Origin of the sequence: Pseudomonas solani (assembly GCF_026072635.1) — a bacterium.
GTDB classification, from domain to species: domain Bacteria; phylum Pseudomonadota; class Gammaproteobacteria; order Pseudomonadales; family Pseudomonadaceae; genus Metapseudomonas; species Metapseudomonas solani.
This window is the reverse complement of record NZ_AP023081.1, coordinates 694343-707641: the sequence shown is the minus strand read 5'-3', so window position 1 is coordinate 707641 and position 13299 is coordinate 694343. Positions and strand designations below refer to the sequence as shown.

At 66.5% G+C, this 13299-nt stretch carries 12 protein-coding genes and 1 pseudogene; 10 read left to right on the top strand and 3 right to left on the bottom strand.

Going from position 1 to position 13299, the window contains the following annotated elements; all coding sequences use genetic code 11:
- The first annotated feature begins 10 nt into the window (after nt 1–10).
- From PSm6_RS03370 to PSm6_RS03355, 3 genes and pseudogenes are all read left to right on the top strand, one after another.
- The gene (locus PSm6_RS03370) at nt 11–295 is read left to right on the top strand and encodes a hypothetical protein (protein ID WP_021221467.1); all 285 of its coding nucleotides are present in this window, start codon (nt 11–13) and stop codon (nt 293–295) included.
- Nucleotides 292–1856, top strand: a pseudogene (locus tag PSm6_RS30400) (PepSY-associated TM helix domain-containing protein). The gene PSm6_RS03370 and the pseudogene PSm6_RS30400 overlap by 4 nt, the downstream one beginning before the upstream one ends.
- A 1-nt stretch (nt 1857) precedes the next feature.
- The gene (locus tag PSm6_RS03355; protein ID WP_021221465.1) at nt 1858–2193 is read left to right on the top strand and encodes a DUF3325 domain-containing protein; all 336 of its coding nucleotides are present in this window, start codon (nt 1858–1860) and stop codon (nt 2191–2193) included.
- A gap of 24 nt (nt 2194–2217) precedes the next feature.
- Here the strand turns inward: PSm6_RS03355 and PSm6_RS03350 are convergent, their stop codons facing one another.
- Together PSm6_RS03350 and PSm6_RS03345 are read right to left on the bottom strand one after the other, a co-directional pair.
- Nucleotides 2218–3039, bottom strand: coding sequence for a tetratricopeptide repeat protein (locus PSm6_RS03350; RefSeq protein WP_021221464.1), 822 nt, complete (start codon nt 3037–3039; stop codon nt 2218–2220).
- A gap of 2 nt (nt 3040–3041) precedes the next feature.
- Nucleotides 3042–3722, bottom strand: a complete 681-nt coding sequence (locus PSm6_RS03345; RefSeq protein ID WP_031288473.1) for a Fe2+-dependent dioxygenase — start codon at nt 3720–3722, stop codon at nt 3042–3044.
- Nucleotides 3723–3929: 207 nt separating this feature from the next.
- Between PSm6_RS03345 and PSm6_RS03340 the strand changes: the two genes are divergently transcribed.
- From PSm6_RS03340 to PSm6_RS03310, 7 genes are all read left to right on the top strand, one after another.
- Nucleotides 3930–6254: a TonB-dependent receptor gene (locus tag PSm6_RS03340; protein ID WP_021221462.1), complete on the top strand. Its 2325-nt coding sequence runs from the start codon at nt 3930–3932 to the stop codon at nt 6252–6254.
- Between the two features lie 230 nt (nt 6255–6484).
- On the top strand, nt 6485–7387 hold the full coding sequence (gene cysM / locus PSm6_RS03335; RefSeq protein WP_021221461.1) for a cysteine synthase CysM: 903 nt from the start codon (nt 6485–6487) through the stop codon (nt 7385–7387).
- A complete protein-coding gene (locus tag PSm6_RS03330) occupies nt 7384–7584 on the top strand; it encodes a hypothetical protein (protein WP_148304259.1) in 201 nt (66 codons plus the stop codon). The genes cysM and PSm6_RS03330 overlap by 4 nt, the downstream gene beginning before the upstream one ends.
- The gene (gene rlmD, locus PSm6_RS03325) at nt 7571–8926 is read left to right on the top strand and encodes a 23S rRNA (uracil(1939)-C(5))-methyltransferase RlmD (RefSeq protein WP_265169528.1); all 1356 of its coding nucleotides are present in this window, start codon (nt 7571–7573) and stop codon (nt 8924–8926) included. Before PSm6_RS03330 ends, rlmD begins: the two co-directional genes overlap by 14 nt.
- Nucleotides 8927–9009: 83 nt before the next feature.
- Nucleotides 9010–11259, top strand: a complete 2250-nt coding sequence (gene relA / locus PSm6_RS03320; RefSeq protein ID WP_021221459.1) for a GTP diphosphokinase — start codon at nt 9010–9012, stop codon at nt 11257–11259.
- A gap of 85 nt (nt 11260–11344) precedes the next feature.
- Nucleotides 11345–12175, top strand: coding sequence for a nucleoside triphosphate pyrophosphohydrolase (gene mazG / locus PSm6_RS03315; RefSeq protein WP_021221458.1), 831 nt, complete (start codon nt 11345–11347; stop codon nt 12173–12175).
- Nucleotides 12176–12195: 20 nt separating this feature from the next.
- The gene (locus PSm6_RS03310; RefSeq protein ID WP_021221457.1) at nt 12196–12735 is read left to right on the top strand and encodes a DUF2058 domain-containing protein; all 540 of its coding nucleotides are present in this window, start codon (nt 12196–12198) and stop codon (nt 12733–12735) included.
- A 184-nt stretch (nt 12736–12919) separates the two neighbouring features.
- On the opposite strand, the gene PSm6_RS03305 is transcribed toward PSm6_RS03310, so the two are convergent.
- Nucleotides 12920–13192: a Rho-binding antiterminator gene (locus tag PSm6_RS03305; protein ID WP_021221456.1), complete on the bottom strand. Its 273-nt coding sequence runs from the start codon at nt 13190–13192 to the stop codon at nt 12920–12922.
- Between the last annotated feature and the right edge of the window lie 107 nt (nt 13193–13299).

Genomic DNA, 13299 nt, shown 5'->3' with positions numbered 1-13299 from the left:
GGAACGCACCATGACCCTGCCCACCTGGTTGCCCGTCACCTCCCGCGTGCTGGCCGCGCTGGTGGGGGGCTACGCCTTCACCTATGCGCTGACCGCCGCCTTGGGCCGCCTGCTGCCGCTGCACCCGATGGACGCCATGGTGGTCGCCACCCTGCCGAGCTTCGCCCTGTACACCCTGGCCATTCTCTGGGCCTTCGCCGCCCGTGATGCCTGGCGGGCCTGGGCCGGCGCCGCGCTGGCGCTGCCCCTGGCGGGCATCGGCTTCTGGCCGCAACTGCTGGAGCGCCTGGGATGAAACGCACCCTGACCCACTCCATGTCCTGGCTGCACACCTGGAGCGGCCTGGTCTTCGGTTGGCTGCTGTTCGCCATCTTCCTCACCGGCACCCTGGCCGTGTTCGACAAGGAGATCGATACCTGGCTGCGCCCGGAGATACCGGCGGTCGAGGTGAGCCAGGTGGACGCGGCGCGTGTCGCCCTGGGCTGGTTCGCCTTGCATCACCCGCACGCCGAAGCCTGGAACATCGCCCTGCCCACGGAGCGTTCGCCCGGTCTCGGCGTGTCCGCCGGCGAGCAGCGCCGTGGCGGCGGCCTCCAGCTCGACCCGCGCAGTGGCGAGCGTATCGAGGCCCGGGATACGGCGGGCGGGCTGTTCTTCTTCCGCTTCCACTTCACCCTCGACCTGCCGCGCGACATCGGCATCTGGCTGGTGGGCCTGGCGGCGATGGCGATGCTGGCGCTACTGGTGAGCGGGATCGTCATCCACAAGAAATTCTTCAAGGAGTTCTTCACCTTCCGTCCGGGCAAGGGGCAGCGCTCCTGGCTGGATGCGCACAACGCGGCGGGTGTGCTGGTGCTGCCCTTCCACCTGATGATCACCTACACGGGGCTGGTGATCTTCTACCTGATCTACATGCCCGCAGCGCTGGATGCGCTGTTCGACGGCAACCGCGAGGCGGCCTTCGGGCGCGGGCCACAGGGGGCGAGCAGCACCAGGGGCGCGGGCCGCAAGGGCAGGGCGACGGGACAGGGCACGAGGTTGTCGCGCGCGCCGAGCTGGCCGACCTCGGCCCATTGCTGGAGGAGGCGACCCGGTTGCTCGGGCCGGTCGCCGGCCTGTCCATCCGCAACCCGGGGCGGGCGGATGCGCGCATCGAGGCGCGACCGGTGCTGGGCAACCGCATCGAGTTGACCAAGGGCCAGAGCATGCTGTTCGACGGGGTAAGCGGCAAGGTGCTGCGCATGCCCAGCGAGAGCCGGCCGGCGCCGCTCACCCAGCGGGTGATGGCAGGGCTGCATTTCGCCCAGTTCGGCGGTTACCCGATGCGCTGGCTGTACTTCGTCTGTGGCCTGGTGAGCAGCGCGATGATCGCCACCGGGCTGGTGCTGTTCACCGTCAAGCGCAGTCGCCGCCCCGATGCCGAGGGCGCGCTGGCGGCTGCGTTCTACCGGGTGGCCGAGCCAGTGAACGTGGCCGTGGTGGCGGGCCTGACCCTGGCCTGCATCGGGCTGTTCTGGGCCAACCGTCTGCTGCCGGTGGAGCTGGCCCAGCGCGGTCACTGGGAAACCCGGGTGTTCTTCGCCATCTGGACCCTGAGCCTGGGGCATGCCTGGCTGCGTCCGAGCCTGGCGGCCTGGCGTGAGCAACTGGGGTTGGCCGCGCTGCTCTGCCTGGGCCTGCCCCTGGCCAGCGCCATGACCCTGGAGACGCCCTGGGTCGAGCAGACTCGGCTGTTGCTGGAACTCACCGCTTGTGGCTGCGGCCTGCTGCTGGCCTGGCCCGCGCTGAAGGTGCACAGGAAAGCCGGGCAACCGGTGGCAACGCGGGCGGCACACAAGCTGGCGGAGGTGAACTGAGATGGCGACTGTTCTCTTCGCCGGACTCTGGCTGGCCTACGGCGGGATGCTGGCGCTGTGCATGGGCATGGAGCGGCACTTCAAGCAGGTCTGGCAGCGGTTGCCGGCGCCCCTGCTGCGTCGCGGCCTGCGCGTTGGCGGTTGGCTGGCGCTGGGCTTGAGCTTGGTCGCCAGCGTTGCCGCCTGGGGCTGGGCGATGGGCCCGGTGGGCTGGTTCGGGATGCTGTCCTTGGCAGGGTTCGGGCTGGTGCTGCTGTTGCCGTACCAGCCACGCCTGGCGGCCTGGCTGCCCCTGGCCAGCGCTCCTTTGCTGGCGCTGATCGGGTTGCTGACCTGACGTTGCCGGGTCGTAGCCCGGGCTTCAGCCCGGGAGGGGCGCTGCAACGGCCGTGCTCGGTGCCTGGTAATCCCGCAGTGCCTGCCCGTCATGTTCGTCACCCAGCTCCGCCGCGCGCTGGTGATAGGCCAGGGCCAGCTCGCGCAGCTCGGCCTGTCGCGCGTTGGCCAGGCTGGTGCGAGCGACCCGAAGGAAATTGAGGTTGCCGCCGACCAGGGCTTCGCGCAGCCAATGCAGGGCTTCGTTCAGCTCACCGGCTTCGGCCAGTACCGCGGCATGGCTGAACTGACCGCGGAAATCACCCGCCAGCGCCGAGCGGCGGTACCAGTCGCGCGCCTGCTGGGCGTCCACCGGCACGCTGATGCCTTCTTCGAAGTAGCGCCCCACCAGGTTCATCGACTTGGCGTGCCCGGCTTCGGCTGCCTGCAGGTAGAGGGCGAAGGCGGCGGCCTGGTCACGCTCGACGCCACGCCCGGTGGCCAGCAGCCCGGCGTAGTTGTAGGCGGCCCAATCGAGGCCTTGCTGCATCGCCAGGCGGTAGTGGCGGGCGGCGCCGGGCAGGTCCTGGTCACCCCCCCAGCCGTGCTCCAGGCAGCGGCCGAGCATGTTGCGCGCCATGGCGTGGCCTTGTTCGGCGGCGATGCCGAACCAGGTGCGCGCCAATGCTGGGTCGCGCTCTATGCCCTGGCCGTCGAGGAGGATCTGCCCCAGCAGCGCCTGGGCTTCCGGCGCCCCCTGGCGGGCGGCGGCGAGCAGGCTGCGGGCGACGTCACGGGGTTCGCCGGCCAGGCGCTCGCGCAGGGCCTGGGCGTCCAGGGTCTCCTGGCGGCGCAGGACGAAGGCCATGCTCAGAGCTCCGCCCAGCGGCGCAGCAGGTTGTGGTAGTTACCGGTCAGCTGCACCAGTGCGGGGTGGTCCGGTACGTCGCGGGTCAGGCTCTGGATGGCCTGGTCCATCTCGTAGAGCAGGGTGCGCTGGCCGTCGTCGCGGACCATGCTCTGGGTCCAGAAGAACGAGGCGATGCGCGCGCCACGGTTCACCGGCTCGACCTTGTGCAGGCTGTGGGATGGGTAGATGACCAGGTCGCCGGCGGCGAACTTCACCCGTTGGGTGCCGTAGGTGTCCTGGATCACCAGTTCGCCGCCGTCGTAGCTGTCCGGCTCGCTGAAGAACAGCGTCGCTGAGACGTCGGTGCGCACCTGCTCCGGGCTGCCCTGGATGCGGCGGATGGCATTGTCGATGTGGTAGTCGAAGGTGCCGCCACCCGAGTAGCGGTTGAACAGCGGCGGGTAGACCTTCAGCGGCAGCACGGCGGAGACGAACAGCGGGTGGCTCCACAGGCGCTGCAGCATGGCCGCGCTGATCTCCTTGGCCAGGGGGTGGCCTTCCACCAGTTGCTCGTTGTGCTTGGCCCTCGCCGACTGATGCCCGGCGGTGATGCGGCCGTCCATCCAATCAGCCTGTTCCAGCGCCTCGCGGATACGGGCGGCCTCGTCGGGGGTGAATACGCCGGGTATGCGCAGGAGCATGGTCATCGGCCTCCGGATGGGAAAATGGCGCGGATAGTAGTGATTTTCATTTGATACTTACAAGCGGATTCGCGAGGGTTGCCGACGACCCGTCATGACAAGTGTAAATATTGTAAAAAAGACGCAAATGAGAATTCCTGGCAATTGCTACTGTAAATATTTTGAAATAGATTCCGCGACCTCTGAAATCCCTGGGGAGGGAAAACGATGTCGCGTCAGCTGCTCGAGTCCACTGTTTCTGCCCAGCGCCTGCTGGCTTCCGCCATCGGCGTCGCCCTGTCGGCCGCCTCCATGGCGCCGGTCGTCCATGCCGCACAGCCGGAAAAGAAGGACGGCGAGAAGGATGGCGTGATTTCCCTCGATGCCACCTCGGTGGTGGGCGAGCAGATCGAGAGCGAGGACTACCAGGTCCAGCGTTCCGCCTCGCAGAAATACACCGCGCCGCTGGTGGACACCCCGCGCTCGGTCACCGTGATTCCGCAGCAGGTGATCAAGGACACCGGCGCGCTGTCCCTGCAGGATGCCCTGCGCACCGTTCCCGGCATCACCATGGGCGCGGGCGAGGGTGGCAATCCCCAGGGCGACCGCCCCTTCATCCGGGGCTTCGATGCCCAGTCCGATACCTATCTGGACGGCGTGCGTGACACCGGCGCACAGACCCGCGAGATCTTCGCCATCGAGTCAGTGGAAGTGAGCAAGGGCCCGAACTCTTCCTTCGGTGGCCGCGGCTCGGCCGGCGGCAGCCTCAATCTGGTGACCAAGAAGGCGCACCTGGGCGACTCCATCGACGGCGGCTTCACCTGGGGCTCCGACCAGACCCAGCGCTACACCGCCGACATCAACCAGCAGTTCCTCGACACTGCGGCGTTCCGCCTCAACCTGATGAGCCACGAAAGCAACGTCGCCGGCCGTGACAAGGTCAACTACGACCGTTGGGGCGTCGCGCCCTCGCTGGCCTTCGGCCTGGGCACCGACACCCGGCTGAACCTCGATTTCTACCACATGGAAAGCAACGACCTGCCGGACTCGGGCATTCCCTATGGCTACTCGGTGGGTACCACCCACACTGCGGCCAGCCCCGACAAGCCGGTCGACGGCGGCGACAGCAGCAACTTCTATGGCCTGACCAACCGTGACTTCCGCAAGACCCGGGCGGACATCGCCACCATCGCCATCGAGCACGACCTGACCGACTCGCTGACCATCAAGAACACCCTGCGCCATGGCAACAGCATGCAGGACTACATCCTGACTCAGCCGGACGACAGCAAAGGCAACGTGCGCAATGGCAACGTATGGCGCCGCGCCAACACCCGTGTGGGCAACACCGCCACCACCACCAACCAGACCGACCTGTTCGGTGACTTCCAACTGGCGGGCTTCAAGAACAGCTTCTCCACGGGCATCGAACTGTCCCGCGAGGAGTCCGATCGTTCCACCTACACAGTGGCCAACTCGGTAGGCACCGGTAACCTCAACTGCCCGACCACTGGCGCGAGCACCGGTTACAACTGCACCTCCCTGGGCAACCCCAATCCGGATGACCCCTGGGCCGGAAGCGTGGCGCGCGACTATTCGGGAACTGTCACAACGGGTGACACCCGCGCGATCTACGCGTTCGACAGCATCGAGCTGGACCCGCAGTGGATCCTCAACCTGGGCCTGCGCTACGACAGCTTCGAGACCGATGCCAAGACCAAGGCGGCCTCGGGTGCCACCACCTTCAAGGCGTCCGACACGTCCGAGTTCGTCAACTACCAGGTGGGCCTGGTGTGGAAGCCGGCCAGCAACGGCAGCATCTACGCCTCCTACGCCACCTCCGCGACCCCGCCGGGCGCCATGCTCGGCGAGGGCACCGAGGGCAACGGCCTGCCGACGTCCGTGGGCACTCCGACCAGCATCGTCAGCGACCTGGAGCCGGAAGAGACCGTCAACTACGAGCTGGGCACCAAGTGGGACTTGCTGGATGAGCGCCTGTCGCTGACCGCTGCGATCTTCCGTACGGAGAAAGAGAACACCCGCATCCTGGTGAGCAACTACACCTACGAGAACGCCGGCAAGACCCGTGTCGACGGTTTCGAGCTGAGCGCCAGCGGCAAGATCACCGACAAGTGGCAGGTGTTCGCCGGCTACAGCTACCTGGACAGCGAGCTGGTCGACCCGGGCGCGGTGGGCAACCGTACCGGTGTGGTCACCAGCATCACCAACGCGGCCAAGGGCAACGAGATGCCCAACACGCCGAAGAACAGCTTCAGCCTGTGGACCACTTACCAGGTCCTGCCGCAGCTGACCGTCGGTGGTGGCGCCTTCTACGTGGACGATGTGTTCGGCGACAACAACAACTCTGTTTACGTCCCGTCCTACTGGCGCTACGACGCGATGGTCGCCTACAAGCTGACGAAGAACGTCGACCTGCAGCTGAACGTGCAGAACCTCACCGACGAGACCTACTACGACAAGGCCTACTCCACCCACTTCGCCAACCAGGCGGCGGGTCGCACGGCACTGCTGAGCACCAACTTCCACTTCTGACCGGTGCGGCCCTGGCCGCTCCTTCAGCCAACGAAGCCCCGGCCGCACCCGCTGCCGGGGCTTCGTCGTTCAGCGGCCTCTATATAGAAGAGGGCAAGCGATGCGTCGGCCATAGCCGCTGGTTCCATGCTTATAGCCTCATGGCATAACGCGATACGTTCCTGCGATATGGCCTCCGCCGGTTTGCCGGTATCATGTGCACCCCCTGCGTCTGGATTGCGAACCTCGCCATGACCCTGCAGTACCCAACCATCGCCGACTGCATCGGCAACACTCCGCTGGTGCGCCTGCAGCGCCTGGGCGGAGACACCAGCAATACCCTCCTGGTCAAGCTCGAAGGCAACAACCCCGCGGGTTCCGTGAAGGACCGCCCGGCCCTGTCGATGATCACCCGCGCCGAACTGCGCGGCGCCATCCAGCCCGGCGACACCCTGATCGAGGCGACCTCGGGCAACACCGGCATCGCGCTGGCCATGGCAGCGGCGATCAAGGGCTACAAGATGGTCCTGATCATGCCGGACAACATGAGTGCCGAGCGCAAGGCCGCCATGACCGCCTACGGCGCCGAGCTGATCATCGTCACCAAGGAAGAGGGCATGGAAGGCGCCCGCGACCTGGCCGAGCGCATGCAGGCCGAAGGCCGCGGCAAGGTGCTGGACCAGTTTGCCAACGGCGACAACCCCGAGGCCCATTACGTGGGCACCGGCCCCGAGATCTGGCGCCAGACCCAGGGCAGCATCACCCACTTCATCAGTTCCATGGGCACCACCGGCACCATCATGGGCACCTCGCGCTACCTCAAGGAGCAGAACCCCGAGATCCAGATCGTCGGCCTGCAACCCCAGGAAGGCTCGGCCATTCCCGGCATCCGCCGCTGGCCCGAGGAATACCTGCCGAAGATCTACCAGGCCGATCGCGTCGACCGCGTCGTCGACATGGCCCAGGTCGAAGCGGAGCAGACCATGCGCCGCCTGGCCCGCGAGGAAGGCATCTTCTGCGGCGTCTCCTCCGGCGGTTCGGTGGCGGCCATGCTGCGCCTCTCCCGCGAAGTGGAGAACGCGGTGATGGTGGCGATCATCTGCGATCGCGGCGACCGCTACCTGTCCACCGGCGTGTACGACCCGATCCCGTGAAACTCGTCATTCCCCGTCCCGATGGCTGCGCAGGCCGTTACTCGCTGCGCGCCTATCGCATTCACCTGCACCCCGTGAGCGGCAATGGCCGGGGCATCGCCCTGGGCGCCGCTCCGGCCGTTTCCCGTTATGCGCCGTCGGTTTTGCTGCAGCGCCCCTGGTTCCTGCCCAAGAGTGTGAAAGATGGCCAAGCGTAGTGGTGGCCTGCGGTTCCAGCCCAGTGGCGGCTCGCGCCCGGCGCAGCAGGTGCCCACCGGCAAGAAGCAGCGCCTGGCCATCGAGCGCCTGGCCAACGATGGCCGCGGCATCGCCTTTGTCGACGGACGCACCTGGTTCGTTTCCGGCGCGCTGCCGGGCGAAGAGGTGGAGAGCCGTGTGCTCGGTGCCCGCGCCCAGATAGTCGAAGCCCGAGCGGAGAAGGTGCTGGTCGCCAGCCCGCTGCGCCGCGTCGAGCCTTGTGCCCACGCCGGCCAGTGCGGCGGTTGCACCCTGCAGCACCTGCCCCATGCCGAGCAGCTTGCCCTGAAACAGCGCACGCTGGCCGAACAGCTGGCGCGCTTCGCCGGGCTCGAGCCCGAAGCCTGGGCCGCGCCGCTGGTGGGGCCCGAGTTGGGCTACCGCCGCCGCGCGCGCATTGCCGTGCGCTGGGACGCTAAGGCCGCGCGCCTGGATGTGGGCTTCCGCGCCGCCGCCAGCCAGTTGATCGTCGGCATCGACGATTGCGCCGTGCTGGTACAGCCCTTGCAGTCCATCGTCCGTGCGTTACCGCAACTGCTGCGCAGCCTGGAAAGGCCGCAAGCCCTCGGTCATGTCGAGCTCTTTCACGGCAATGCCTCGTCGCTGCTGCTGCGCCATACCCAGTCACTGGGTGAGGCGGACCTGCAGCGCCTGCGTCATTTCTGCGCCGAACACCAGGCCCAGCTGTGGCTCCACGGTGCGGGCGAACCGCAGCCGGACGATGCCGCCGCGCGCCTGGGTTACCGTTTGGAACAATGGGGCCTGGAGCTGGAATACCGACCAGGGGATTTCGTCCAGGTCAACGCCGTGGTCAACGAAGCGATGGTCGCCCAGGCGCTAGACTGGTTGGCACCACAGGCTTCCGAGCGGGTGCTGGACCTGTTCTGCGGGCTCGGCAATTTCGCCCTGCCACTGGCGCGCCAGGCGCGCGAAGTGGTGGCGGTGGAAGGTGTGGACGTCATGGTCCAACGCGCCCGCGGCAATGCTGTAACCAATGGTTTGGAGAATGCGCACTTTTTCCAGGCCGACTTGTCGAAGCCGCTGGCCGAGGCCCGTTGGGCTGCCCAGGGCTTCGATGCGGTACTGCTGGACCCGCCGCGCGATGGCGCGTTTGAGATCGCCCGTCACCTTGGCGAGCTCGGCGCGAAACGCGTGGTGTATGTGTCCTGCAACCCGGCGACGCTGGCACGTGACAGTGCCGAGCTGGTCCGACAGGGTTATCGGCTCAGGAGAGCCGGCATCCTCGACATGTTTCCGCAGACGGCCCATGTCGAGGCCATGGCGTTATTCGAGGCGGGCTAGGATGCTCGCGTAATCCGACTGGCCCAGAGAGGCTGGCGAACATTCGGCGTGACGGGCGTACGTCGTAGGGAAGGTAAGGCAAGATGGTACAGGTCAGAGCGCAACAGCCGGTCAATACCGACGGCAGTATCAACCTCGAGGCGTGGCTGGACCATGTCCTCAGTCTCGATCCGGTGCTGGACCGCGAGGTGCTGAAAAAGGCCTGCGAATTCGCCCGGGACTCCGAGCAGCAGGCCAATGCCGCACAGAACCTCTGGGCCGAAGGCACCTCGAGTTTCCAGACCGGCCTGGAGATCGCCGAGATCCTCGCTGATCTCAAGCTGGACCAGGAATCCCTGGTGGCTGCGGTCATCTACCGTGGCGTGCGCGAGGGCAAGATCCCGCTCCCCGAGGTCAACCAGCGCTTCGGCCCGGTGGTGGCCAAGCTGATCGAGGGCGTGCTGCGCATGGCCGCCATCAGCGCCAGCCTCAGCCCGCGCCAGTCCCTGGTGCTGGGCACCCAGGCCCAGGTGGAGAACCTGCGCAAAATGCTGGTGGCCATGGTCGACGACGTGCGCGTCGCCCTGATCAAGCTGGCCGAGCGGACCTGCGCCATCCGCGAGGTGAAGAACGCCGACGACGAGAAGCGCCACCGCGTCGCCCGCGAAGTCTTCGACATCTACGCGCCCCTGGCCCATCGGCTGGGCATCGGCCATATCAAGTGGGAGCTGGAAGACCTGTCCTTCCGCTACCTGGAGCCGGACCAGTACAAGCAGATCGCCAAGCTGCTGCATGAGCGCCGCCTGGATCGCGAGCAGTACATCGCCGATGTGATGAACCAGCTGCGCGAGGAGCTGGCCGCGACCGGCATCCGCTCCGATATCAGCGGGCGTGCCAAACACATCTATTCCATCTGGCGGAAGATGCAGCGCAAGGGCCTGCAGTTCAGCCAGATCTATGACGTGCGTGCCGTGCGCGTGCTGGTGCCGGAGGTGCGTGATTGCTACACCGCGCTCGGCATCGTGCACACCCTGTGGCGCCACATTCCCAAGGAATTCGACGACTACATCGCCAACCCCAAGGAGAACGGCTACCGCTCCCTGCATACGGCGGTGATCGGCCCGGACGGCAAGGTGCTGGAGGTGCAGATCCGGACCCACGCCATGCACGAGGAAGCCGAGCTCGGGGTCTGCGCCCACTGGCGCTACAAGGGCACCGACGTCAAATCCAGCTCCAACCATTACGAAGAGAAGATTTCCTGGCTGCGCCAGGTGCTGGAATGGCACGAGGAACTGGGTGATATCGGCGGCCTGGCCGAGCAGCTGCGGGTGGACATCGAGCCCGACCGGGTCTACGTCTTCACCCCCGACGGCCATGCCATCGACCTGCCCAAGGGCGCGACACCGCTGGACTTCGCCTACCGCGTGCACACCGAGATCGGCCACAACTGCCGGGGCGCGAAGATCAACGGCCGCATCGTGCCGCTGAACTACAGCCTGCAGACCGGCGAGCAGGTGGAGATCATCACCGGCAAGCAGGGTTCGCCCAGCCGCGACTGGCTCAACCCCAACCTCGGCTACATCACCACCTCCCGTGCACGGGCGAAGATCGTCCACTGGTTCAAGCTGCAGGCCCGCGACCAGAACGTCGCTGCGGGCAAGGCCATGCTCGAACGCGAGCTGGCCCGCCTGGCCCTGCCGCCGGTGGACTTCGAGAAGCTCGCCGAGAAGTGCAACCTGCGCACCGCCGAAGACATGCATGCGGCGCTGGGTGCCGGCGACCTGCGCCTGGCCCATGTGGTCAATTGCGCGCAGCAGTTGGTGGAGCCGGAGCGCGGCGCCAGCGAGCAGCTGGAGCTGATTCCCCGCCGCGCGACCGGCCAGTACAAGCCGGGCAAGCGTGGCGACATCCAGATCCAGGGCGTGGGCAACCTGATGACCCAGATGGCGGGCTGCTGCCAGCCGCTGCCGGGCGACCCCATCGTCGGCTACATCACCCTCGGGCGTGGCGTCAGCATCCACCGCCAGGATTGCGCCTCGGCCTTGCAACTGGCCGGCCGCGAGCCGGAGCGGATGATCCAGGTCAGCTGGGGGCCGGTGCCGGTGCAGACCTACCCGGTGGACATCGTCATTCGTGCCTATGACCGTTCCGGCCTGCTGCGCGATGTCTCCCAGGTGCTGCTCAACGAGCGCATCAACGTGCTGGCGGTGAACACCCGCTCGAACAAGGAAGACAACACTGCATCCATGCTGCTGACCATCGAGATTCCCGGGCTGGATGCGCTGGGGCGCCTGCTGGCCAGGATCTCGCAGCTGCCCAATATCATCGAAGCCCGCCGTAACCGCGCTGCCTGAACTACTGCGCTCGGTCTGGCGTTGTTGGGCCGGCCCTTCGCTCGTGACGTTCAGGTCGTGCCGGGCATAAATCACTGGACCTGCCATGTATCAACTCGACGACCTGCTGCACCTGATGGCCCGGCTGCGTGACCCGCAGTACGGTTGCCCCTGGGACCTGAAGCAGGACTACGCGACCATCGTTCCGCACACCATCGAGGAAGCCTACGAGGTGGCCGATGCCATCGAGCGCAGCGACTTCGAGCAGTTGCCAGGCGAGCTGGGTGACCTGCTGTTCCAGGTCGTCTACTACAGCCAGCTGGCGCGGGAGGAGGGGCGTTTCGAGTTCGCCACCGTGGTCGATGCGATCACCCGCAAGCTGGTGCGCCGCCATCCCCATGTGTTCCCCGATGGCGACCTGTACGGCGCGCCGGACATGGCGCGCCTGGAAGAGGCCGCCATCAAGCAGCGCTGGGAGGAGATCAAGGCCGAGGAGCGCGCCGAGAAGGCCGCCGCGCCGGAGCAACTGTCCCTGCTGGATGACGTGCCCGCCGTGCTACCCGCCCTGAGCCGTGCGGCCAAGCTGCAGAAGCGTGCGGCCCAGGTCGGCTTCGACTGGCCCGAGGCGCTGCCGGTGGTGGACAAGGTGCGCGAGGAGCTGGACGAGGTGCTGGAGGCGATGGCCGACAACGACCCCGCCGCCATCGCCGATGAGATCGGCGACCTGCTGTTCGTGGTGGTGAACCTGGCGCGCCATCTCAAGGTGGACCCGGAAACCGCCTTGCGTGGAGCCAACGGTAAATTCGAGCGGCGCTTCCGATTCATCGAACAGGCATTGCGTGAAGCGGGTCGTCCCATTGAAGATTGCACCCTGGACGAACTGGATGCCCTGTGGGGCGAAGCCAAGAAACAGGAAAAAGCCGCCCTTGGCTGCTAAGCAGAGAGACTGAATTACCCATGAGCCTTTCCCTCCGTGACCAACTGCTGAAAGCCGGGCTGGTCAATGAAAAGCAGGTCAAGCAGGCCGGCAAGCAACAGCAGAAGCAACAGCGCCTGGAGAAGAAAAACCAGGTCGAGAAGGATGACAGCCAGCGCCAGGCCGCTCTTCAGGCACAGGCCGAGAAGGTCGCCCGTGACCAGGAACTGAACCGTCAGCAGCAGGAAAAGGCCGAGCAGAAGGCCCGCTCGGCGCAGATCAAGCAGCTCATCGACAGCTCGCGCCTGCCCAAGCTGACCACCGAGGACTACTACAACTTCGTCGACGACAAGAAGGTCAAGCGCATCGCCGTCAACGACATGGTCCGCGACAAGCTGAGCCGTGGTTCCCTGGCCATCGTCCAGCACGGTGGTGGCTACGAGATCATCCCCCGCGATGCTGCGCTGCGTATCCAGGAGCGCGACCCGCGCCGCATCCTGCTGCTCAACACCCCCACCGAAGAAGCCGATGCGGACGATCCCTACGCCGCCTACAAGGTGCCGGACGACCTGATGTGGTGAGTGCGGTGCAGGCATGAAGAGAGCCGGGCGATGCCCGGCTTTTTCATGGGCGCCTGGCGGTGGCGGTAGGGCGGGTGAAGCCCGCGTAACCAGGTGCCCGCTGCTTGTCGGGTTGCACCCGACCTACAAGGCGTTGGTGGCGGTCCAGCCTGTAGCCCGGGCTTCAGCCCGGGGCGTGGAGGCGTCAGCAGATCTGGTTGCCCAGCAGCACCCGGCCGAAGCTGGCGCCTTCGGTCAGCGGGGTGATGGCGGTGATGTGGTCCAGGCGCAGGCGCTCGGGGCCGGCCTCGCCCTGGACGAGGAAGAATTCCTCCTTCGCCGGCGTGGTCTCGGTATTCACCGCGCGGGCTTCCAGGCTGGCGCCGTCGTCCAGCTCGATCAGCAACTGGTAGCGGTGCAGGCAGGCGATCTCGATGAAGTCATAGAGTTCGCAGGAAAGGGGCAGGTAGTGGCTCATCTCGGTCTCCTCGGGGCGGGAGTCTCGACTCAGGATGCCGATCATCCTATACCCGTGGAGGCGCGCCGCCAGCCCACCTTTGTAAGGGCATGAAAAAGCCGGGCATG